The organism is Streptococcus sp. SM5 (assembly GCF_027497975.1).
Map to the genome: position 1 here is coordinate 1 of NZ_JAJNSC010000013.1, position 21,777 is coordinate 21,777.

Below are 21,777 nucleotides of genomic sequence, written 5' to 3' on the forward strand. Positions count from 1 at the left end.
CCATGATTTTATATCAGTAAGAGCCCTGAGAGATGATCAGGTAGATAGGTTAGAAGTGGAAGTGTGGCGACACATGTAGCGGACTAATACTAATAGCTCGAGGACTTATCCAAAGTAACTGAGAATATGAAAGCGAACGGTTTTCTTGGTTTGAATAGATATTCAATTTTGAGTAGGTATTACTCAGAGTTAAGTGACGATAGCCTAGGAGATACACCTGTACCCATGCCGAACACAGAAGTTAAGCCCTAGAACGCCGGAAGTAGTTGGGGGTTGCCCCCTGTGAGATATGGAAGTCGCTTAGCTCTAGGGAGTTTAGCTCAGCTGGGAGAGCATCTGCCTTACAAGCAGAGGGTCAGCGGTTCGATCCCGTTAACTCCCATTTAAGCGGGTGTAGTTTAGTGGTAAAACTACAGCCTTCCAAGCTGTTGTCGCGAGTTCGATTCTCGTCACCCGCTTTGAACTTTGTTCAAATTACATTACCAAGTTTTTAACTTGGGCGCGTAGCTCAGGTGGTTAGAGCGCACGCCTGATAAGCGTGAGGTCGGTGGTTCGAGTCCACTCGTGCCCATAGAGTTTGGTCCGTTGGTCAAGGGGTTAAGACACCGCCTTTTCACGGCGGTAACACGGGTTCGAATCCCGTACGGACTATTATGGAGGATTACCCAAGTCCGGCTGAAGGGAACGGTCTTGAAAACCGTCAGGCGTGTAAAAGCGTGCGTGGGTTCGAATCCCACATCCTCCTTTTGTATTAACGCGGGATGGAGCAGCTCGGTAGCTCGTCGGGCTCATAACCCGAAGGTCGTAGGTTCAAATCCTGCTCCCGCAATAAGGCTCGGTAGCTCAGTTGGTAGAGCAATGGATTGAAGCTCCATGTGTCGGCGGTTCGATTCCGTCTCGCGCCATATTTTATTTATAACTTGGAAGGGTAGCGAAGAGGCTAAACGCGGCGGACTGTAAATCCGCTCCTTCGGGTTCGGGGGTTCGAATCCCTCCCCTTCCATTACTTTAGTTACGGGCATAGTTTAAAGGTAGAACTAAGGTCTCCAAAACCTTCAGTGTGGGTTCAATTCCTACTGCCCGTGTTAATATGATTATGGCGGGTGTGGTGAAGTGGTTAACACACCAGATTGTGGCTCTGGCATGCGTGGGTTCGATCCCCATCACTCGCCTATTTTATATTATTGGGGTATAGCCAAGCGGTAAGGCAAGGGACTTTGACTCCCTCATGCGTTGGTTCGAATCCAGCTACCCCAGTTACTATTTGCCGGCGTGGCGGAATTGGCAGACGCGCTGGACTCAAAATCCAGTGTCCGCAAGGACGTGCCGGTTCGACCCCGGCCGCCGGTATAGTATAGAGCTAGGAACGTAGTTAATCTTCGTTCCTTTTTTGTATTATTTTTGGTATAATAGTAGTTATTCAAATTTCATTTAGATTAAGAAAGAGTAGGATAGTATGTCTCGTTCTATCGATTTATTAAAACATCGGTATTTGAAAAATATTAAAGAAAATCCTGAATTATTTATTGGGGTTGAGCTGGAATATCCTGTTGCAAATTTAGAGGGGCTTGCTACAAATGTTGATGTTATAAAGGAACTGTTTAATTATTTAGTTTCTGCTTTAGATTTTATTGTAGAGAAGGTAGATGATTTTGGAAATCCTATCCAGTTAGTGGATCCGATAAGTCAGGATGCTATTTTATTTGAAGTTTCTTATACAACGATTGAGTTTGCATTTGGTAAGGCTGAAACGATTCAAGAGGTCGAAAATCGTTTCAATAATTATATGAATGTAATTCAGAGAAAATTAGACGAATCTAATCATGCTATTGTTGGCTGTGGCATTCATCCCAACTGGGATAAAAATGAGAATTGTCCAGTGGCTTATCCACGCTACCAGATGTTGATGGATTATTTGAATTTGAATACAAATATTACTCAATCAGATCTACATCATTTCCCTGAATATGGTGCTTTTATCTGTGGGAGTCAGGTTCAGTTGGATATTTCAAAATCCAACTACTTACGGGTTATTAATGCTTTTACTCAAATTGAAGCGGCTAAGGCTTACTTGTTTGCAAACTCTGAGTTTTCGGGAGCAGATTGGGACACGAAAATTTCAAGGGATATTTTCTGGGAAGAATCCATGCATGGTATCTATACAGAGAATGTTGGGGTTAATGCTAGACTCTTTAATGATGAAGCTGATTTTTTTGACTATCTAAATCATTCTGCAATTTTTACTGCAGAACGTGATGGGCAAACATATTATTTTTATCCGATTCAGGCAAGAGATTATTTGGCTATGCCTGAAATCCAGACATTTGCTTTGAATGGGGATGAGGTTATTATTTACCCTCAAGAGAAGGATTTTGAAACTCATCGCAGTTATCAGTACCAAGACTTAACGACTCGCGGAACAATTGAGTTTCGTAGTGTGTGTACACAGCCACTTGATAGGACTTTTGCTTCTGCAGCTTTTCACTTGGGATTATTAGTTAATTTAGAGAAACTTGAATCTTACTTAGAAATCGCACCTTTCTTTAAAGCATTTGGGAGAAATTATAAGTCTTTAAGGCGGCAATTTTCTAAGAAAAAGCTAACAGATGAGGAGAAAACTGCGATTATAGAGTTTTCAAAAGACTTACTCTTGCTAGCTGAGGAAGGCCTGAAGATGAGAAATAAACAAGAAATGATTTATTTAGAGCCTTTGAAGAAAGAATTGGGACTATAATTTCTCTTATAAAGGGAGAATTTTCTGAAAAATCATGATATAATGGAAGAGACTATAGATAAAGGATAGAGAGTAATGACATTAGTTTATCAATCAACGCGTGATGCCAACAATACAGTAACTGCTAGCCAAGCAATTTTACAAGGTTTGGCAACGGATGGTGGTTTGTTTACACCAGTTACTTATCCAAAGGTAGATTTGGATTTTGAAAAATTGAAAGATGCTTCTTACCAAGAAGTTGCTAAGTTAGTTTTGTCAGCCTTTTTAGATGATTTTACGGCTGAGGAGTTGGACTACTGTATCAACAATGCCTACGATAGCAAGTTTGATACTCCAGCTATCGCGCCTTTGGTGAAATTAGACGGGCAATACAACTTGGAACTGTTCCATGGTTCTACGATTGCCTTTAAGGATATGGCCTTGTCTATCTTGCCATACTTTATGACGACTGCTGCTAAAAAGCATGGTTTGGAGAACAAGATTGTCATTTTGACAGCGACATCTGGTGATACTGGGAAAGCTGCTATGGCGGGATTTGCGGATGTGCCTGGTACAGAGATTATCGTCTTTTATCCAAAGGATGGTGTCAGCAAGGTGCAAGAGTTGCAAATGACCACTCAGACTGGCGACAATACTCATGTTATCGCCATTGACGGTAACTTTGACGATGCGCAAACAAACGTTAAGCATATGTTCAATGATGTGGCTCTTCATGAAAAATTGGTGGCCAACAAGTTGCAATTTTCATCTGCAAACTCTATGAATATCGGTCGTTTGGTGCCACAGATTGTTTATTATGTTTATGCCTATGCTCAGTTGGTTAAGTCTGGTGAGATTGTGGCTGGTGATAAGGTCAACTTCACAGTACCAACTGGAAACTTTGGAAATATCTTGGCTGCCTTTTATGCTAAGCAAATTGGTCTACCAGTTGGCAAATTAATCTGTGCTTCAAATGACAACAATGTTTTGACAGACTTCTTCAAGACACGTGTTTACGACAAGAAGCGTGAGTTTAAGGTAACAACTAGTCCATCTATGGATATTTTGGTATCTTCAAACTTGGAGCGCTTGATTTTCCATCTTTTGGGTAATGATGCGGTTAAAACAGCTGAACTCATGAATGCTTTGAATACACAAGGTCAATATGAGTTGACTAATTTTGATGCAGAGATTCTTGATCTCTTTGTGGCTGAATATGCTACTGAGGAAGAAACAGCGGCAGAAATCAAGCGTGTTTATGAGTCAGACTCTTATATTGAGGATCCTCATACAGCAGTTGCCTCGGCAGTTTATAAGAAATACCAAGTGGCTACTGGCGATGCGACTAAGACAGTGATCGCTTCAACAGCGAGTCCATACAAGTTCCCAGTGGTTGCAGTAGAAGCTGTAACTGGAAAATCAGGGCTTGGCGACTTTGAAGCCTTGGCTCAATTACATGATATTTCAGGAGTGGCAGTGCCGCCAGCAGTTGACGGTCTTGAAACAGCTCCTGTTCGTCATAAGACAACTGTTACAGCAACAGACATGCAAGTAGCGGTTGAGGCTTATCTAGGACTTTAAGACAGAGGGAGTAAACTCGGTTGGGAAACCAACTGAGTTTCTTTTCATCAGGAGGAGAGATTGTTTAAGAAAAATAAAGACATTCTTAATATTGCCTTACCAGCTATGGGTGAAAACTTTTTGCAGATGCTCATGGGAATGGTGGACAGTTATTTAGTTGCTCATTTAGGATTGATAGCTATTTCAGGTGTTTCAGTGGCTGGTAATATTATTACTATTTATCAGGCGATTTTCATTGCTCTGGGGGCAGCTATTTCTAGTGTTATTTCAAAGAGTTTGGGGCAGAAGGATCAGTCTAAGCTAACCTATCATGTGACTGAGGCATTGAAGATTACTTTACTATTAAGTTTCCTTTTAGGAGCTTTGTCTATCTTCGCTGGACAAGAGATGATAGGACTTTTGGGGACTGAACAGGCTGTGGCCGAGAGTGGTGGACTCTACTTATCTTTGGTAGGCGGATCGATTGTTCTCTTGGGCTTGATGACGAGTTTGGGAGCCTTGATTCGTGTAACGCATAATCCGCGTCTACCCCTCTATGTGAGTCTCTTATCTAATGCCTTGAATATTCTTTTTTCAAGTCTAGCTATTTTTGTCCTTGATATGGGCATAGCGGGTGTTGCTTGGGGGACTATCTTGTCTCGATTAGTCGGTCTTGTGATTTTGTGGTCACAATTAAAACTGCCTTATACGAAACCAACTTTTGGTTTAGATAAGGACCTGTTGACCTTGGCTTTACCAGCAGCTGGAGAGCGACTTATGATGCGGGCTGGAGATGTCGTTATCATTGCCTTGGTCGTTTCTTTTGGGACGGAGGCAGTGGCTGGAAATGCGGTCGGAGAAGTCTTGACCCAGTTTAACTACATGCCTGCCTTTGGCGTTGCTACGGCAACGGTTATGTTGGTGGCCCGAGCAGTTGGAGAGGCTAATTGGGAAAGAGTAGCTAGTTTGAGCAAGCAAACCTTTTGCCTTTCTCTGTTTCTCATGTTGCCCTTGACCTTTAGTATCTATGCCTTAGGAATACCACTGACTCATCTCTATACGACTGATCCTCTAGCGGTTGAGGCTAGTGTTCTAGTGACACTTTTTTCACTACTTGGTACTCCCATGGCGACAGGGACAGTTATTTATACGGCAGTTTGGCAGGGTTTGGGGAATGCTCGGCTTCCATTTTATGCGACAAGTATTGGAATGTGGTGTATCCGCATTGGAACAGGATATCTGATGGGGATTGTGCTTGGTTGGGGTTTGTCTGGTATTTGGGCAGGGACTCTCTTGGATAATGGTTTTCGCTGGTTATTTCTACGCTACCGTTACCAGCGTTATATGAGCTTGAAAGGATAGGAAATGCAAAAAACAGCTTTTATTTGGGATTTAGACGGGACTTTATTGGACTCTTACGAAGCGATTTTATCAGGGATTGAGGAGACTTTTGGTCAGTTTTCTATTCCTTATGATAAGGAGAAAGTGAGAGAGTTTATCCTTAAGTGTTCTGTGCAGGATTTGCTTGTGCAGGTGGCTGAAGAGCGAAAGCTAGATGTGGAAGTACTAAATCAGGTGCGTGCCCAGAGTCTGGCTGAGAAGAATGCTCAGGTAGTTTTAATGCCAGGTGCGCGTGAAGTGTTAGCTTGGGCAAAAGAAACAGAGATTCAGCAGTTTGTCTATACTCATAAGGGGGACAATGCTTTTGCCATTCTAAGAGACTTGGGGTTGAAATCCTATTTTACAGAGATTCTAACCAGTCAGAGTGGCTTTGCGCGGAAGCCAAGTCCAGAAGCGGCTACCTATCTGTTAGACACGTATCAGTTGGATCCTGAGAAAACCTATTATATAGGAGACCGGACTCTGGATGTGGAATTCGCCCAGAATAGTGGGATTCAAAGTATCAATTTTTTAGAGTCGTCTTATGAAGGCAATCACAAGATTCAAGCGTTAGCAGATATTTCCCGTTTTTTTAAGGCTGAGCGATAAAAAGATTGTGTCAGTTTTGTGACAGAGACCTAACAAACTATTTCAAGTAATCGAGTTTGTTACAAGGAATAGACAGTTCTGTTAAATAGGCCCGCGAGGGCTTTTTTTCTGCATTTTTTGTGTTATCATAGACAGGTACTCATTTGAAAGGAATTTGAAAGAATGAAGAAAAGAATATTATTAGCATCAACAGTAGCCTTGTCATTTGCCCCAGTATTGGCAACTCAAGCAGAAGAAGTTCTTTGGACTGCACGTAGTGTTGAGCAAATCCAAAACGATTTGACTAAAACGGACAACAAAACAAGTTATACTGTTCAGTATGGTGATACCTTGAGCACTATTGCAGAAGCCTTGGGTGTAGATGTCACAGTTCTTGCGAATTTGAATAAAATCACGAATATGGACTTGATTTTCCCAGAAACTGTTTTGACAACGACCGTCAATGAAGCAGAAGAAGTAACGGAAGTTGAAATCCAAACACCTCAAGCAGATTCTAGTGAAGAAGTGACAACTGCGACAGCAGATTTGACAACCAATCAAGTGACCGTTGATGATCAAACTGTTCAAGTTGCAGATCTTTCTCAACCAATTGCAGAAGCTCCAAAAGCGGTAGAAACTCCAAGCGCAAAAGAAGTAGCATCAAATTCAGAAGTTGCAGAGACAGTGACTGCTGCAGAAGAAGTGGCATCTTCTACAGGAACTTCTGCTTCAGAGGAGCAAACAGCCGAGACAAGCAATGCAGTTGCAGAGGCAGCTCCTCAGGCAACGACTCCAGCTGAGAAAGAGGAAACACAAGCCAGCTCTCAAGCTGCTTCAACAGTGGAAGAAACTAGAACTCCAGTAGAAGAAAAAGCAACCGAAACAACTGCAACCAGTTCAGAAGAAGCAAAAGAAGCCTCATCAAATGAAGCTACAACAGCAGTTTCTACTTATCAACCAGAAGAGACGAAAACAACTTCAGCAACTTACGCAGCTCCAGCTGCGCCCGATTATGCTGGACTGGCAGCAGCGAAATCTGAAAATGCTGGCCTTCAACCACAAACAGCTGCCTTTAAAGAAGAAATTGCCAACTTGTTTGGTATTACATCCTTTAGTGGTTACCGTCCAGGCGACAGTGGAGATCACGGAAAAGGTTTGGCTATCGACTTTATGGTACCAGAAGGCTCAGAACTAGGGGATAAGATTGCGGAATACGCTATTCAAAATATGGCCAGCCGTGGCATTAGTTACATCATTTGGAAACAACGTTTCTATGCTCCATTCGATAGCAAATATGGACCAGCTAATACTTGGAATCCAATGCCAGACCGTGGTAGTGTGACAGAAAACCATTATGACCACGTTCACGTTTCAATGAATGGATAAACCATACTTTGTAATATCATTTTGACGAATGAGATCTAGCTTTCGTGATAGAAAGCGATTCTCGTTCGTTTTTTCTTTATCATACTCTTCAAAAATTTCTTCAAACCACGTTAGTTTCGCCTTGCCGTAGGTATGGTTACTGACTTCGTCAGTCTTATCTACAACCTCAAAGCAGTGCTTTAAGCAACCTACGGCTAGCTTCCTAGTTTGCTCTTTGATTTTCATTGAGTATCAATATGAATGGAAAATGGAAGTTAGCATTTTGTAATGATTGAAGCAACATTCTTGCAATCTATTTTAATTTATATTATACTTGATTAGTCAATTATTGATAAATCAATCGAAAAGAGAAAAGAAATGATAGAGATTCAAGATCTGCTTTATCAACTCCGCTTGTCTGAGCAAGCGAGTACGCAATTGTTTGAAAAAAGACTTGGGATTAGTTTAACACGGTATCAGATTTTATTATTTTTGCTGGAGAATTCTCCCTGTAACCAAATGGCGGTTCAGGAGCGTTTGAAAATTGATCAGGCTGCTTTGACACGGCATTTCAAGATTCTGGAAAAGGAAGGTTTGGTGGAGCGCCATCGCAATCCTGAAAATCAGCGAGAAGTGTTGGTAGAGGCTACGAAGTATGCCAAGGAGCAGTTAGTGGTGAATCCCCCTCTGCAACATATCAAGGTTAAGGAAGAGATGGAAAGTATCTTAACAGAGTCTGAAAGAACAGAACTCAGCCGTTTATTAAATAAATTGGTTTTGGGTATTGAAAATATAGAAATTTAAGGAGAAATAGATGTCAATTATTACAATCATTTTAGCAACGATTATTGCTTTGGAGCATTTTTACATTTTTTATTTGGAAAGTATTGCAACGCAATCAGATGCGACTAGTCGTGTCTTTAACATGGACAAGGAAGAACTGGCTCGTCCGTCAGTAAGTTCATTGTTTAAAAATCAAGGGATTTATAATGCTCTGTAGGAGTCTTTCTCTTGTATGGGATTTATTTCTCACAGAATTTAGAAATTGTGACTATTTTTGTTTTATTTGTGATTGGTGCTGCGGCTTATGGCTCTCTCACAGCAGATAAGAAAATTATTTTGAAGCAAGGTGGACCAGCTATTTTGGCCTTGATTAGTATTTTTCTCTTTAAATAAACTTTAATGCCGGTCTGATCCTCTCTAGTCCTTTTCACTCCAGAATAAGGGAAATATGTTATACTTGTTTTTAAGAAAATAGTTTCATGGAATTGGTTGTAAGGAGTTAGAAATGAAAGTATTAGTGACAGGTTTTGAGCCCTTTGGAGGGGAAAAGGTCAATCCAGCTTTGGAGGCCATTAAAGGTTTACCAGCTGAAATCCATGGTGCTGAGGTCCGTTGGCTAGAAGTGCCAACAGTCTTTCACAAATCGGCCCAAGTATTGGAAGAAGAAATGAGTCGTTATCAACCGGACTTTGTCCTTTGTATCGGCCAAGCAGGTGGAAGAACCAGCTTGACACCTGAACGAGTAGCCATTAATCAAGACGATGCACGCATTCCTGATAACGAAGGTAATCAGCCGATTGACCTTCCCATTCGAGCGGATGGTGCTTCGGCCTACTTTAGCAGTTTGCCGATTAAAGCGATGGTTCAAGCTATAAAAAAAGAAGGCTTGCCGGCCTCTGTTTCCAATACGGCAGGGACTTTTGTCTGCAATCATTTGATGTATCAGGCCCTCTATTTGGTAGAAAAGAAATTTCCACATGTTAAGGCAGGTTTTATGCATATTCCTTATATGATGGAACAGGTGGTGAATCGACCGACTACCCCAGCTATGAGTTTAGTGGACATTATGCGAGGGATAGAAGCAGCAATCGGGGCTATTATAGAACATGGAGATCAAGATCTCAAGTTGGCAGGCGGAGAAACTCATTGATAGAAAAAAGCTTGAGGGGCCACCTTCAAGCTTTTAGACGTTTTCGAGCCAATACTGCTCGGTAAAAAATCATTTTATTAATTTGAATGTAGGGTAGGAGTGAGAAACTAGCAATCCCAAAAGTAATCCAATTGAGGAAGTACCAAGGAAGGAGTTGTAAGTCTAGGACGAAACGCTGGAACTTGTATCCTTTCATCAGGAAGCGGCTGGTTTTAAGGATTTGTCCTGGTCTAGCTTGTCCTAAGTCTAGGGTGTCACAGAGGAGAAATTCTACCTGTGAATAAGCATAGTATTGTGGAATATAGAGACTATTTCCGACAATCATCAAGAGGATACTTGCTAGAAAGTAAAGACCAAAGGTCATGAGGAAACGCTCGGTTTCAATTGACGTGAGATCCAGATTGGGAAACTCAGGGTGAAGGGCAACGAATTTCTTTGCAAGAAAGCTACTGTAAAAGAGGAAGTAAATTCCAAGTAAACTAGGAATGCTCCATAAGAAGAGATAGAAACGTTTGAGAAGGAGAGTCAAAAAGGTTTGTGAAAAGTGCTCTTCGTTAAAGAGAGTGAGACTATTTTTGACGAATAGTTCTGTATCTGGATTCTTGATGAGTTTCAGAGTTGTATAAACTGAACTGGTTAGAAGTATTGTTCCGATAAAGGAGACTAATAGAGGAAAAAGGTAGGCTTGGAATACATGGCCAAACACGCTTAAAAAGGGTTCTTCTAAAATAGCTTCGTTGATACGCTCTAAGGGATTAAGAAAGCCAGACAAGATGACCAGTATACTAGGTAAGAGATAGACGAGAAAGAGGCGGGGATTTTCAGCCTGAAATTGTCTGGCCTGCAGACGAATGGTTTTTAAATCAATTTTTGGGTATTTCATTCTCTCATTATACCATAGTTCGTGACAGTTCCTACTTTTTTTGATAAAATCATACAGTATGCCCTTGTGCACAAAGTATGAACTGGGACTGTCTTTCCCAGCTTCGGAGGTAAAAAATGTCAGATTCACCAATCAAATATCGTTTGATTAAGAAAGAAAAACACACAGGAGCTCGTCTGGGAGAAATCATCACTCCCCACGGTACCTTCCCAACACCTATGTTTATGCCAGTTGGGACACAAGCCACTGTCAAAACTCAGTCGCCTGAAGAATTGAAGGAGATGGGTTCGGGAATTATCCTATCCAATACCTATCATCTCTGGCTTCGTCCTGGAGATGAACTCATTGCTCGCGCAGGCGGTCTCCACAAGTTTATGAATTGGGACCAGCCTATCTTGACAGATAGTGGTGGTTTTCAGGTTTATTCCTTAACAGATAGCCGTAATATCACAGAAGAAGGAGTAACCTTTAAAAACCATCTCAATGGTTCTAAGATGTTCCTATCGCCAGAAAAAGCTATCTCTATTCAGAATAATTTGGGCTCAGACATCATGATGTCCTTTGACGAATGTCCTCAGTTTTATCAACCTTACGACTACGTTAAGAAATCAATCGAGCGTACCAGCCGTTGGGCTGAGCGTGGTTTGAAGGCTCACCGTCGTCCACATGACCAAGGTTTGTTTGGAATTGTGCAGGGGGCTGGATTTGAAGACCTGCGTCGCCAATCGGCTCATGACCTTGTCAGTATGGATTTCCCAGGCTACTCTATCGGTGGCTTAGCAGTGGGAGAAACCCACGAAGAGATGAATGCGGTCTTGGACTTTACAACACAACTGCTGCCTGAAAATAAACCTCGTTATCTGATGGGTGTGGGAGCGCCAGATAGCTTGATTGATGGGGTGATTCGTGGGGTGGATATGTTTGACTGTGTCTTGCCGACTCGAATCGCTCGTAATGGGACTTGTATGACCAGTCAAGGTCGTTTGGTTGTCAAAAATGCCCAGTTTGCTGAGGACTTTACGCCACTGGATCCTGAGTGTGATTGCTACACATGTAAGAACTATACACGCGCTTACCTTCGTCACCTGCTCAAGGCCGATGAAACCTTTGGTATCCGCTTGACTAGTTACCATAACCTTTACTTCTTGCTTAACCTGATGAAGCAAGTGCGACAAGCCATCATGGATGACAATCTCTTGGAATTCCGTGAGTATTTTGTGGAAAAATATGGCTATAATAAATCAGGCCGTAATTTCTAAAATGGAAGTGATATAAGCTAAAAATCCTAAGTTTTCTCTTGGGATTTTTCTTCTTTTTTTGATAGAATAAAGTGTATAATGAAAGGGAGAATAAACTCGTATGCGCATTAAATGGTTTTCCTTGATTAGGATTACAGGTTTACTTTTGGTACTCTTGTATCATTTCTTTCAGACCATCTTTCCTGGAGGATTTTTCGGGGTAGATGTCTTCTTTACATTTTCAGGTTTCCTGATTACAGCTCTACTTATCGAAGAATTTTCTAAAAATCATGAAATTGATTTGGTTGGATTTTTTAGGAGACGCTTTTATCGTATCGTGCCACCTGTGGTTTTGATGGTCTTGGTAACCATGCCCTTTACTTTTCTAGTTCGGCAAGATTATGTGGCTGGAATTGGGGGTCAGATTGCGGGTGTCTTAGGCTTCATGACCAACTTCTATGAACTGCTAACAGGTGGGAGTTATGAATCTCAGTTCATTCCTCATTTATTTGTTCATAATTGGAGTTTGGCTGTTGAGGTGCACTACTATATCCTCTGGGGATTGGCAGTTTGGTTCTTATCTAAACAGTCGAAATCAAATGGTCAGTTGAGAGGGATGGTCTTTCTTTTATCTGCTGCTGCCTTCTTGATTAGTTTCTTCTCAATGTTTATTGGTAGTTTTCTAGTAACCTCTTATTCATCTGTTTATTTCTCCAGTTTAACTCATGTCTATCCATTCTTTTTGGGAAGTGTGTTAGCAACTATCGTAGGCGTTCGTCAGACGACTTCTCTCGTCAAGCAGTTGGATAAAATCTGGGATTTACGCAAGACCCTGTTGGTTTTTGCAGGAGGTTTTGGCTTCTTACTCATTTTGACCTTCTTTGTCAAATTTACCTATCTCTTTGCCTATCTTATGGGCTTCTTGCTTGCCAGTCTTGCAGCCCTTGCTATGATTCTGGCAGCGCGTGTCTTACATGAAAAGACTCCTAATATGCAGGAGCCAAAGATGATCAGTTTTTTAGCGGATACTAGCTATGCGGTTTATCTTTTCCATTGGCCTTTCTATATCATTTTCTCGCAGTTGACATCAAATCTTCTTGCTGTCTTACTGACTTTGATTTTTTCTTATGGATTTGCCAGCCTGTCATTTTATGTGTTGGAACCTTGGATTGCAGGAAAGAACACACCTATTATACAAACCCTTCGTCCCTTGCCTCATATTCACACAATCCTTGCAGCAAGTACAGGTATCTTGACTTTCATTGTCTTCTTAGTGACCTTGTTGGCACCACAAGTGGGAGCGTTTGAGACAGACTTAACTGTCAATGGTTTGAAGCAAGCCGCGACAAATATTGGACAGACCAAGGTGATGGCAGAACGGGCAGAAGCTGATAGTTTAGGAATTGCTGATGGCACTATGTTAATTGGTGACTCGGTGGCCTTGAGGGCAAATACAGCCCTACAGACAGCTCTTCCTGGAGCACAGATTAATGCGCAGGTTAGCAGAACAACCAAGACTGCCAATGAAATCATGCTAAACAATAGCCAGAATAAATTTTTACCAAAGATGGTTGTCATTGCAACAGGGGTAAATAATCCTGAAAATTACAAGGAAGACTGGGATAGTATCGTGAAAAATCTTCCTAAGGGACACCATATGGTTTTGGTGACTCCTTATGAGGGAGATAAGACAAAAGAGACCTATGGCATCGTTGAGAAGGCTGCTGCCTATATGAGAGAACTGGCAGAGAAGACTCCTTACATCACGATAGCAGATTGGAATCAAGTTGCGAAAGAGCATCCAGAAATTTGGACTGGAACAGACCAAGTCCATTTTGGAAGTGACAACAGTAAAATTGAAGCAGGAGCAAAATTGTATGCAGATACGATTGCTACAGCCTTGCAAACAGCTCAAGACAAGCCAGTCAAATCAAAATAACTTGTATTTAAAAGAGAAGAGTTGGAGAAATCCAGCTCTTTTAAAATATCTCTAGAAAATAGGTCTATACCATTTACAAATAAAAAAGAAAGGTTTATAATGTAATTGACATAATAAATTATAGAATCAATCTTTTAAGGAGGTTAACATTATGCCTAACTATATTAAAGCGGATCAATTTTTCTACCCACACGGAGTTCGTCGCGGTGGTTACTTGGAACTTGTGGACGGCAAGTTTGGAAAACATGTCGAGCAGATTCCTGAAGGCTCTGAGGTGATTGACTATACAGGTTATAGCATTGCTCCAGGACTTGTCGATACCCATATTCATGGATTTGGCGGTGTGGATGTTATGGATAATAATATCGAAGGAACCCTTCATACCATGAGTGAAGGACTCCTCAGCATGGGGGTAACGAGCTTCTTGCCAACCACTTTGACATCATCTTATGAGCAATTGCTCGCGGTAACTGAAAATATTGGTGCTCGTTACCAGGAAGCAAGTGGAGCCAAGATTCGTGGAATTTATTTTGAAGGGCCTTATTTCACAGAGAAATACAAGGGGGCTCAAAACCCTGCCTACATGAAAGATCCTCGCATGGATGAGTTTCGTGCTTGGCAAAAAGCAGCTAATGGCTTGCTTAATAAAATTGCTCTTGCGCCAGAGCGTGAAGGTGTAGAAGACTTTGTACGGACTATCACTGGAGAAGGTGTGACGGTTGCTCTTGGGCACTCAAACGCGACTTTTGATGAAGCTAAAAAAGCAGTCGATGCTGGAGCGAGTGTTTGGGTACACGCCTACAATGGAATGCGTGGCTTGACTCACCGCGAACTGGGTATGGTTGGAGCCATGTACCAATTGCCACATACCTATGCAGAGTTGATCTGTGACGGCCATCACGTAGATCCAAAAGCCTGCGAAATTCTTATCAAACAAAAAGGAACTGAAAATATTGCCCTTATCACAGACTGTATGACAGCGGGTGGATTGGAAGACGGCGACTACATGTTGGGAGAATTCCCAGTTGTCGTTGCCAATGGAACTGCTCGTCTCAAATCGACAGGTAACTTGGCAGGTTCTATTCTCAAACTCAAAGACGGTTTGAAAAATGTTGTCGACTGGAACATTGCCTCTCCACACGAAGCAGTTATGATGGCCAGCTTCAACCCAGCAAAATCTGTTCACATTGATGATGTTTGTGGACAAATCCGTGAAGGCTATGACGCGGACTTTATCGTACTAGATAAAGATTTAGAATTGGTAGCAACCTACCTAGATGGCGTGAAACGTTATCAAGCATAAGAGAGAAGGCAGGAGTTAAAGACTGATTTCTTTTCAGGTTTTATAAAGAATCAATTGCACCCCAAAAGTTAGATTTTTTCCGACTAACTTTCGGGGTGTTTTCGTTGTGTGTAAAACAGAACTAAATCTCTAGATAAACTATTCATCTAACTTTTTTTGGGAGTACTGTTATGAAAATTTTTTAATTTCCTTAAACTCATTCTTTTTCTATAGGTAAATCTCCTTAAATGAGTAGTAAAAGTACAAATAAGAAAATTTTTTGTTGTCTTGAAGTGGCTTCCTTTTGTCTTTAGAAAATACCTCTAAATATGGTAAAATAGTAGGAGAATAATGTGAGGAAAATGAATGTCAAACAGTTTTGAAATTTTGATGAATCAACTGGGGATGCCTGCTGAAATGAGACAGGCTCCTGCTTTATCACAGGCTGATATTGAGCGAGTTGTAGTTCATAAAATTAGTAAGGTATGGGAGTTTCATTTCGTATTTTCTAATATTTTACCGATTGAAATCTTTTTAGAATTAAAGAAAGGTTTGAGCGAAGAATTTTCTAAGACAGGCAATAAAGCTGTTTTCGAAATCAAGGCTCTGTCTCAAGAATTTTCAAATCAACTCTTGCAGTCCTACTATAGGGAGGCTTTCTCTGAAGGGCCATGTGCTAGTCAAGGTTTTAAGTCCCTTTATCAAAATTTGCAAGTTCGTGCGGAGGGCAACCAACTCTTTATTGAAGGCTCCGAGGCGATTGATAAGGAACACTTTAAGAAGAATCATCTTCCTAATTTAGCCAAACAACTTGAAAAGTTTGGTTTTCCAACTTTTAACTGTCAGGTGGAGAAGAATGATGTCCTGACTCAAGAGCAGGAAGAGGCCTTTCATGCTGAAAATGAGCAGATTGTGCAAGCCGCCAATGAAGAAGCGCTTCGTGCTATGGAGCAACTAGAACAGATGGCACCTCCTCCAGCGGAAGAGAAACCAGCCTTTGATTTTCAAGCGAAAAAAGCTGCAGCTAAACCCAAGCTGGATAAGGCAGAGATTACTCCTATGATCGAAGTGACAACGGAGGAAAATCGTCTGGTCTTTGAAGGGGTTGTTTTTGATGTAGAGCAAAAAGTGACCAGAACAGGGCGTGTTTTGATCAACTTTAAAATGACTGACTACACTTCAAGTTTTTCGATGCAAAAGTGGGTTAAGAACGAGGAAGAGGCTCAGAAGTTTGATCTAATTAAGAAAAATTCTTGGCTCCGAGTGCGTGGGAATGTGGAGATGAATAACTTCACACGCGATTTGACTATGAACGTGCAGGATGTGCAGGAAGTTGTTCACTATGAGCGGAAGGATTTGATGCCAGAAGGTGAGCGTCGGGTTGAGTTTCATGCTCATACTAATATGTCGACCATGGATGCTCTACCAGAGGTAGAAGAAATCGTTGCTACAGCTGCTAAGTGGGGACACAAGGCGGTTGCCATCACGGACCATGGGAATGTCCAGTCCTTCCCACATGGCTATAAGGCGGCCAAGAAAGCGGGAATCCAGCTGATCTATGGTATGGAAGCCAATATCGTGGAGGACCGTGTCCCTATCGTCTATAACGAAGTAGAGATGGACTTGTCAGAAGCGACCTATGTGGTCTTTGACGTGGAAACAACGGGACTTTCAGCTATTTATAATGACTTGATTCAGGTTGCGGCCTCTAAGATGTACAAGGGGAATGTTATTGCCGAATTTGATGAATTTATCAATCCTGGTCATCCCTTGTCAGCTTTTACTACTGAGTTGACTGGAATTACAGATGACCATGTCAAAAATGCCAAACCACTAGAACAAGTTTTGCAAGAATTCCAAGAATTCTGCAAGGATACAGTCTTAGTTGCCCATAATGCTACCTTTGACGTTGGCTTTATGAATACCAATTATGAGCGTCATGGTTTGCCTAAGATTAGTCAACCAGTGATTGATACGCTTGAGTTTGCTAGAAATCTCTATCCTGAGTATAAACGTCATGGTTTGGGGCCTTTGACCAAGCGTTTTGGTGTGGCCTTAGAGCATCACCACATGGCCAACTACGATGCGGAAGCTACAGGTCGCCTGCTTTTCATCTTTATCAAAGAAGTAGCAGAAAAACATGGTGTGACCGATCTGGCTAGACTAAATATTGATTTGATTAGTCCAGATTCTTATAAAAAAGCTCGGATCAAGCATGCGACCATCTATGTCAAGAATCAGGTGGGGCTAAAAAATATCTTTAAGCTGGTTTCCTTGTCTGATACCAAGTACTTTGAAGGGGTGCCACGGATTCCAAGAACGGTTCTAGATGCCCATCGGGAAGGTCTGATTTTAGGTTCAGCTTGCTCTGAAGGCGAAGTTTTTGATGCGGTCGTTTCCCAAGGTGTGGATGCGGCGGTTGAGGTGGCCAAGTATTATGACTTTATCGAGGTCATGCCACCAGCTATCTATGTGCCATTGATCGCCAAGGAGCAGGTCAAGGATATAGAAGAACTCCAGACCATTATCAAGAGTTTGATAGAGGTGGGAGACCGTCTTGGTAAGCCTGTTCTGGCTACCGGAAATGTTCACTATATCGAACCGGAAGAAGAGATTTATCGTGAAATTATCGTCCGTAGTTTGGGACAGGGGGCTATGATTAACCGAACCATCGGTCATGGGGAACATGCACAACCAGCACCTCTTCCCAAGGCTCATTTTAGAACGACTAATGAGATGTTGGATGAATTTGCTTTCTTGGGAGAGGAACTGGCACGAAAACTAGTTATTGAAAATCCCAATGTCTTGGCAGAAACCTTTGAACCTGTTGAGGTTGTTAAGGGGGACTTGTATACGCCTTTCATCGACAAGGCTGAAGAAACGGTTGCTGAACTGACCTACAAGAAAGCTTTTGAGATTTATGGTAATCCGCTGCCAGATATCGTTGATTTGCGGATTGAAAAAGAATTAACTTCTATTCTGGGGAATGGATTTGCTGTGATTTATCTGGCTTCGCAGATGCTAGTGCAACGTTCCAATGAACGGGGTTACTTGGTTGGTTCCCGTGGATCTGTAGGATCTAGTTTCGTTGCGACCATGATTGGGATTACGGAGGTTAATCCTCTCTCTCCTCACTATGTCTGTGGTCAGTGTCAGTACAGTGAGTTTATCACTGACGGTTCTTACGGTTCAGGTTTTGATATGCCCAATAAGGACTGTCCAAACTGTGGTCATAAACTCAGCAAAAACGGACAGGATATTCCTTTCGAGACCTTCCTTGGTTTTGATGGGGATAAGGTTCCTGATATTGACTTGAACTTCTCGGGAGAAGACCAGCCTAGCGCCCACTTGGATGTGCGTGATATCTTTGGTGAGGAATATGCCTTCCGTGCAGGAACGGTTGGTACGGTGGCTGCCAAGACTGCCTATGGCTTTGTCAAGGGTTACGAGCGAGATTATGGCAAGTTTTATCGTGATGCAGAGGTGGAACGTCTTGCTCAAGGCGCTGCCGGTGTCAAGCGTACAACAGGACAACACCCCGGGGGAATCGTTGTTATTCCTAACTACATGGATGTCTATGATTTTACGCCTGTCCAGTATCCAGCAGATGACGTGACGGCTGAATGGCAAACGACCCACTTTAACTTCCACGATATCGATGAGAACGTCCTCAAACTCGATGTACTGGGACATGATGATCCGACCATGATTCGGAAACTGCAGGACTTGTCTGGGATTGACCCTAATGAAATTCCTATGGATGACGAAGGCGTTATGGCCCTTTTTTCTGGGACTGATGTGCTAGGGGTGACACCTGAGCAAATCGGGACGCCAACGGGCATGCTAGGGATTCCTGAGTTTGGGACCAACTTTGTCCGAGGGATGGTAGATGAAACGCATCCGACGACTTTTGCGGAGTTGCTTCAGCTGTCTGGTCTGTCCCACGGTACCGACGTTTGGCTGGGCAATGCCCAAGATTTGATTAAACAAGGGATTGCTGACCTATCAACCGTTATCGGTTGTCGGGACGACATCATGGTTTACCTTATGCATGCGGGTCTCGAACCTAAGATGGCCTTTACTATCATGGAACGGGTACGTAAGGGCTTGTGGCTGAAGATTTCAGAAGATGAGAGAAATGGCTATATCGAAGCCATGAAAGCTAATAAGGTGCCAGAGTGGTATATCGAGTCCTGTGGTAAAATTAAGTACATGTTCCCTAAAGCCCATGCGGCAGCCTACGTTATGATGGCCTTGCGTGTAGCTTACTTCAAGGTTCACCACCCCATTTATTATTACTGTGCTTACTTCTCAATCCGCGCCAAGGCTTTTGATATCAAGACCATGGGGGCGGGCTTGGAGGCCATCAAACGCAGAATGGAAGAAATCTCTGAAAAACGGAAGAACAATGAGGCTTCTAATGTGGAAATTGACCTCTATACCACTCTTGAGATTGTCAATGAAATGTGGGAACGTGGTTTCAAGTTTGGGAAGTTAGACCTCTACCGTAGTGATGCGACAGAATTCCTCATCGATGGGGATACCCTCATTCCGCCATTTGTAGCAATGGATGGTCTGGGAGAGAACGTTGCCAAGCAGTTGGTGCGAGCGCGTGAAGAGGGAGAATTCCTCTCCAAAACAGAACTACGCAAGCGTGGTGGACTCTCATCAACCTTGGTTGAAAAAATGGATGAAATGGGAATTCTGGGCAATATGCCAGAGGATAATCAGTTGAGTTTGTTTGATGAGTTGTTTTAAAAAATTGCTTATTTTGATCAAGTGGACAAAATATGTCCACTTGATTTGTTATAATTCTCTTAAAAATAATAGAAAAGAGAGTATAATATGGTGGATCAAGGAATTTTAAATTCTAATGTGTCAATTGAAGAGGAAATTTATAATTTTGAAAAAGGCTTGAAAGATGATGGGAATGATTGGACCGGATTCCCACAAATAGACTTAAAAGAAGATTCTCAATGTATTTACATTTGCGGTATTTCAGAGACTGATAGATGGCATTTGTTTTATTATACGTTAACTAAAATAAAACCTGTTACTCCAATAGCATCACTTGCATATTATCGAGTGAGAGATAATTTGATTTTTTCTAAACATAGTCAATGGATGAAACTGCAAATGGGGTATACAGAGTATGATTTGATTTTTCTGGATGGAGTTCAATTTTTGGGAGAGGCTGATCAAAGGGTACAGGAATACTGGATGCAGCGATTCAAAGAGAGTAAGAAAAGAAACAAACTCTTCATTGTATATTCAGACTGCTTACCCGAAGACTTAAAAAATATGGCTGAATCCGTAGTTGAGTTCTTCGAATCTGGCATAGTGGTACAGTTGAAATCACCTAAGGGCTAGTTTATTTTGCTTTAATCGTTTTGAATATAAAGTGCAAAGTTAGAGGTTAAAATGATGAACAATACAGGATTAGATAACAAATATCAATTAAAAAATTTTCTAGAAAAAGATGGTAATGATTTAGCAAAGAAAGGGGCCGTAGCTGTAGTAGAAAACTTAGGGTTACAATATAATCCCCTTTATATTTATGGGGAATCGGGTTCAGGTAAAACACATCTCCTTCAAGCTATTGGGAATAAGGTGCTTGAGAACAATCCAGAAAAACGAGTAAAATACATTTCTGCCGAAAACTTATTGGAAAATGAGCTAGAAATACAAAAAGTTAGAAGTGAGGAGTTTGATCTCCTAATTGTAGATGATATTCAGGTATCGGGAGAAAAAGATGATATGATTCAAGAAAAATTTTTTAATCTATTTAATTCTCAACATATTAAGAATAAGCAAATTGTTTTATCTGGTGATTCTGAACCAGATCAGTTGAAAAATGTTCAATCTCGTTTAATTGTGCGTTTTAAGTGGGGGATGACAGCGTGTTTAACATCGCTTGAAAAATAATAAGAAGGACTGAAAATGAATGATCAAGAGAGACTACTAACGATTTTTTTACGTTTACAGTTAGGTACTTCATTTGAAAAAAAGCAATTGGCTCAGGAATTTGAGGTTAGTGAAAAGACTATACAGAGAGATTTTTCGCTACTCCGTGATATTTTATCTAGTAACACCAGTTATAGTGGAGATTTTCTTTATAACCGTAAGACGAATAAGTATTGTTTAGCAAGTAAGTCAGTTTTTAATAAAAAGGATATTCTCGTTATTTCAAAGATTTTATTGGAAAATCGAGCACTGAACAGACCAGAAATTGATAGCTTACTAAAAAATTTGCTGGTTTTAGTTCCTCGTGATGACCAAAAAGAAATTGAGCAGATTATTGGCAGTGAAAAGCTGAACTATGCTCCCTTAACGGATCAACAAAATAGAATAGAGAAAATTTGGAATTTATCAGAAGCTATTTTGCATGAACAGGTTCTAGATATTATCTATCAAAAACCTTATTCTGAATCTTCTAAGAGGCAGACTGTTTTGCCAGTCTCTCTTTACTATGATAATCATTATTTCTATCTGGTTGTTTACCAGTTGAAACATGCTACTTATATTACTTTAAGAGTAGACCGTATCCAGTCCTGGTCTTTTAGTGGTATAGAGAAACCTTCTATTTCTTATCGAGATAAATTTAGAGATGGTGATATTCGTAACGAGAGAGTGGATGCTTTTATCGGGAAGAAAATCAGTATTGAAATCGAGTACTTGTACGATCCGACGATTGTGATGGATCAATTTCCAAATGCAAAAATAGTTGGGAAAAATGGCGATTGGACTCATTTTCAGTTTGAAAGTCAGCATACACCGGGGCTTAAACGCTGGTTGCTGGGGCAAGGAGAAGCGGTTACTGTTTTGTCTCCTCGGATTTTAGTAGAGGATATGAAGCAAACAGCTCAAGAAATGATAGATAAATATAGATGAGGGTA

Annotated in this window: 16 protein-coding genes, 12 tRNA genes, 2 rRNA genes and 1 pseudogene; 29 read left to right on the forward strand and 2 right to left on the reverse strand. The window is 41.4% G+C overall.

Features of this window, described 5'->3' with window-relative positions; genetic code table 11:
- The 19 genes from PAN07_RS10370 to PAN07_RS10460 form a co-directional block, all read left to right on the forward strand.
- A 23S ribosomal RNA gene (locus PAN07_RS10370) occupies nucleotides 1–113 on the forward strand; the annotation flags it as partial.
- Between the two features lie 76 nt (nucleotides 114–189).
- Nucleotides 190–305, forward strand: a 5S ribosomal RNA gene (gene rrf, locus PAN07_RS10375).
- A gap of 4 nt (nucleotides 306–309) precedes the next feature.
- Nucleotides 310–382, forward strand: a tRNA-Val gene (locus tag PAN07_RS10380).
- 5 nt (nucleotides 383–387) lie between these two features.
- Nucleotides 388–458: transfer RNA gene (locus PAN07_RS10385), tRNA-Gly, on the forward strand.
- Between the two features lie 39 nt (nucleotides 459–497).
- Nucleotides 498–571, forward strand: a tRNA-Ile gene (locus PAN07_RS10390).
- A gap of 8 nt (nucleotides 572–579) precedes the next feature.
- Nucleotides 580–651, forward strand: a tRNA-Glu gene (locus PAN07_RS10395).
- Between the two features lie 4 nt (nucleotides 652–655).
- Nucleotides 656–745 (forward strand) — tRNA-Ser (locus PAN07_RS10400).
- A 10-nt stretch (nucleotides 746–755) separates the two neighbouring features.
- Nucleotides 756–829: transfer RNA gene (locus tag PAN07_RS10405), tRNA-Met, on the forward strand.
- A gap of 3 nt (nucleotides 830–832) precedes the next feature.
- Nucleotides 833–905, forward strand: a tRNA-Phe gene (locus tag PAN07_RS10410).
- Between the two features lie 17 nt (nucleotides 906–922).
- Nucleotides 923–1,003 (forward strand) — tRNA-Tyr (locus PAN07_RS10415).
- A gap of 11 nt (nucleotides 1,004–1,014) precedes the next feature.
- Nucleotides 1,015–1,085: transfer RNA gene (locus PAN07_RS10420), tRNA-Trp, on the forward strand.
- A 14-nt stretch (nucleotides 1,086–1,099) separates the two neighbouring features.
- Nucleotides 1,100–1,172: transfer RNA gene (locus PAN07_RS10425), tRNA-His, on the forward strand.
- 13 nt (nucleotides 1,173–1,185) lie between these two features.
- A tRNA-Gln gene (locus PAN07_RS10430) sits at nucleotides 1,186–1,257 on the forward strand.
- 9 nt (nucleotides 1,258–1,266) lie between these two features.
- Nucleotides 1,267–1,350, forward strand: a tRNA-Leu gene (locus tag PAN07_RS10435).
- Between the two features lie 106 nt (nucleotides 1,351–1,456).
- On the forward strand, nucleotides 1,457–2,734 hold the full coding sequence (locus tag PAN07_RS10440) for a gamma-glutamylcysteine synthetase (protein ID WP_084862044.1): 1,278 nt from the start codon (nucleotides 1,457–1,459) through the stop codon (nucleotides 2,732–2,734).
- A gap of 75 nt (nucleotides 2,735–2,809) precedes the next feature.
- Nucleotides 2,810–4,294 carry a threonine synthase gene (gene thrC, locus PAN07_RS10445; RefSeq protein ID WP_269797911.1) on the forward strand — a complete coding sequence of 495 codons (1,485 nt, stop codon included), beginning with the start codon at nucleotides 2,810–2,812 and terminating at the stop codon, nucleotides 4,292–4,294.
- Nucleotides 4,295–4,354: 60 nt separating this feature from the next.
- Nucleotides 4,355–5,635, forward strand: coding sequence for an MATE family efflux transporter (locus PAN07_RS10450; RefSeq protein WP_084862041.1), 1,281 nt, complete (start codon nucleotides 4,355–4,357; stop codon nucleotides 5,633–5,635).
- A 3-nt stretch (nucleotides 5,636–5,638) separates the two neighbouring features.
- Nucleotides 5,639–6,262 (forward strand): HAD family hydrolase, encoded by a 624-nt coding sequence (locus PAN07_RS10455; protein ID WP_084862039.1) that lies wholly within the window; start codon nucleotides 5,639–5,641, stop codon nucleotides 6,260–6,262.
- Nucleotides 6,263–6,424: 162 nt separating this feature from the next.
- Entirely contained in the window at nucleotides 6,425–7,627 is a 1,203-nt protein-coding gene (locus PAN07_RS10460; RefSeq protein ID WP_265465123.1) for a LysM peptidoglycan-binding domain-containing protein, read from the forward strand.
- Here PAN07_RS10460 and PAN07_RS10465 read toward each other — a convergent pair.
- Nucleotides 7,613–7,852 carry a hypothetical protein gene (locus PAN07_RS10465; protein WP_142358822.1) on the reverse strand — a complete coding sequence of 80 codons (240 nt, stop codon included), beginning with the start codon at nucleotides 7,850–7,852 and terminating at the stop codon, nucleotides 7,613–7,615. The two genes, PAN07_RS10460 and PAN07_RS10465, sit on opposite strands and share 15 nt — an antisense overlap.
- 132 nt (nucleotides 7,853–7,984) lie before the next feature.
- Between PAN07_RS10465 and PAN07_RS10470 the strand changes: the two genes are divergently transcribed.
- From PAN07_RS10470 to pcp, 3 genes and pseudogenes are all read left to right on the forward strand, one after another.
- Complete coding sequence (locus PAN07_RS10470) at nucleotides 7,985–8,410, forward strand: MarR family winged helix-turn-helix transcriptional regulator (RefSeq protein ID WP_192856273.1); 426 nt, start codon at nucleotides 7,985–7,987, stop codon at nucleotides 8,408–8,410.
- A 10-nt stretch (nucleotides 8,411–8,420) separates the two neighbouring features.
- A pseudogene (locus tag PAN07_RS10475) lies at nucleotides 8,421–8,782 on the forward strand (DUF1304 domain-containing protein).
- Nucleotides 8,783–8,894: 112 nt separating this feature from the next.
- On the forward strand, nucleotides 8,895–9,539 hold the full coding sequence (gene pcp / locus PAN07_RS10480) for a pyroglutamyl-peptidase I (protein ID WP_269797912.1): 645 nt from the start codon (nucleotides 8,895–8,897) through the stop codon (nucleotides 9,537–9,539).
- A 25-nt stretch (nucleotides 9,540–9,564) separates the two neighbouring features.
- Here pcp and PAN07_RS10485 read toward each other — a convergent pair whose 3' ends face one another.
- Nucleotides 9,565–10,422 carry a DUF975 family protein gene (locus tag PAN07_RS10485; protein WP_261019436.1) on the reverse strand — a complete coding sequence of 286 codons (858 nt, stop codon included), beginning with the start codon at nucleotides 10,420–10,422 and terminating at the stop codon, nucleotides 9,565–9,567.
- Nucleotides 10,423–10,538: 116 nt separating this feature from the next.
- On the opposite strand from PAN07_RS10485, the gene tgt reads away from it, so the two are divergent.
- The 7 genes from tgt (at nucleotide 10,539) to PAN07_RS10520 (ending at nucleotide 21,772) form a co-directional block, all read left to right on the forward strand.
- Nucleotides 10,539–11,681, forward strand: a complete 1,143-nt coding sequence (gene tgt, locus PAN07_RS10490) for a tRNA guanosine(34) transglycosylase Tgt (RefSeq protein WP_269797913.1) — start codon at nucleotides 10,539–10,541, stop codon at nucleotides 11,679–11,681.
- A 100-nt stretch (nucleotides 11,682–11,781) separates the two neighbouring features.
- The gene (locus PAN07_RS10495) at nucleotides 11,782–13,599 is read left to right on the forward strand and encodes an acyltransferase family protein (protein ID WP_265465122.1); all 1,818 of its coding nucleotides are present in this window, start codon (nucleotides 11,782–11,784) and stop codon (nucleotides 13,597–13,599) included.
- Between the two features lie 151 nt (nucleotides 13,600–13,750).
- A complete protein-coding gene (gene nagA, locus PAN07_RS10500) occupies nucleotides 13,751–14,902 on the forward strand; it encodes an N-acetylglucosamine-6-phosphate deacetylase (protein ID WP_070480137.1) in 1,152 nt (383 codons plus the stop codon).
- Nucleotides 14,903–15,247: 345 nt separating this feature from the next.
- Entirely contained in the window at nucleotides 15,248–19,639 is a 4,392-nt protein-coding gene (locus PAN07_RS10505) for a PolC-type DNA polymerase III (protein WP_269797914.1), read from the forward strand.
- 87 nt (nucleotides 19,640–19,726) lie between these two features.
- Nucleotides 19,727–20,251 (forward strand): DnaA/Hda family protein, encoded by a 525-nt coding sequence (locus PAN07_RS10510; protein ID WP_049543659.1) that lies wholly within the window; start codon nucleotides 19,727–19,729, stop codon nucleotides 20,249–20,251.
- Nucleotides 20,252–20,302: 51 nt separating this feature from the next.
- Nucleotides 20,303–20,806, forward strand: a complete 504-nt coding sequence (locus tag PAN07_RS10515; RefSeq protein ID WP_269797915.1) for a DnaA/Hda family protein — start codon at nucleotides 20,303–20,305, stop codon at nucleotides 20,804–20,806.
- 15 nt (nucleotides 20,807–20,821) lie between these two features.
- The gene (locus PAN07_RS10520) at nucleotides 20,822–21,772 is read left to right on the forward strand and encodes a WYL domain-containing protein (RefSeq protein ID WP_049510060.1); all 951 of its coding nucleotides are present in this window, start codon (nucleotides 20,822–20,824) and stop codon (nucleotides 21,770–21,772) included.
- Nucleotides 21,773–21,777 lie beyond the last annotated feature (5 nt).

What these genes read in the sequence shown, in the direction of transcription:
- PAN07_RS10440 (WP_084862044.1), top strand. Translation starts at nt 1,457, where the DNA reads ATGTCTCGTTCTATCGATTTATTAAAACATCGGTATTTGAAAAATATT.
- thrC (WP_269797911.1), top strand. Translation starts at nt 2,810, where the DNA reads ATGACATTAGTTTATCAATCAACGCGTGATGCCAACAATACAGTAACT.
- PAN07_RS10455 (WP_084862039.1), top strand. Translation starts at nt 5,639, where the DNA reads ATGCAAAAAACAGCTTTTATTTGGGATTTAGACGGGACTTTATTGGAC.
- PAN07_RS10460 (WP_265465123.1), top strand. Translation starts at nt 6,425, where the DNA reads ATGAAGAAAAGAATATTATTAGCATCAACAGTAGCCTTGTCATTTGCC.
- PAN07_RS10465 (WP_142358822.1), bottom strand. Translation starts at nt 7,852, where the DNA reads ATGAAAATCAAAGAGCAAACTAGGAAGCTAGCCGTAGGTTGCTTAAAG.
- PAN07_RS10470 (WP_192856273.1), top strand. Translation starts at nt 7,985, where the DNA reads ATGATAGAGATTCAAGATCTGCTTTATCAACTCCGCTTGTCTGAGCAA.
- pcp (WP_269797912.1), top strand. Translation starts at nt 8,895, where the DNA reads ATGAAAGTATTAGTGACAGGTTTTGAGCCCTTTGGAGGGGAAAAGGTC.
- PAN07_RS10485 (WP_261019436.1), bottom strand. Translation starts at nt 10,422, where the DNA reads ATGAAATACCCAAAAATTGATTTAAAAACCATTCGTCTGCAGGCCAGA.
- tgt (WP_269797913.1), top strand. Translation starts at nt 10,539, where the DNA reads ATGTCAGATTCACCAATCAAATATCGTTTGATTAAGAAAGAAAAACAC.
- PAN07_RS10495 (WP_265465122.1), top strand. Translation starts at nt 11,782, where the DNA reads ATGCGCATTAAATGGTTTTCCTTGATTAGGATTACAGGTTTACTTTTG.
- nagA (WP_070480137.1), top strand. Translation starts at nt 13,751, where the DNA reads ATGCCTAACTATATTAAAGCGGATCAATTTTTCTACCCACACGGAGTT.
- PAN07_RS10505 (WP_269797914.1), top strand. Translation starts at nt 15,248, where the DNA reads ATGTCAAACAGTTTTGAAATTTTGATGAATCAACTGGGGATGCCTGCT.
- PAN07_RS10510 (WP_049543659.1), top strand. Translation starts at nt 19,727, where the DNA reads ATGGTGGATCAAGGAATTTTAAATTCTAATGTGTCAATTGAAGAGGAA.
- PAN07_RS10515 (WP_269797915.1), top strand. Translation starts at nt 20,303, where the DNA reads ATGATGAACAATACAGGATTAGATAACAAATATCAATTAAAAAATTTT.
- PAN07_RS10520 (WP_049510060.1), top strand. Translation starts at nt 20,822, where the DNA reads ATGAATGATCAAGAGAGACTACTAACGATTTTTTTACGTTTACAGTTA.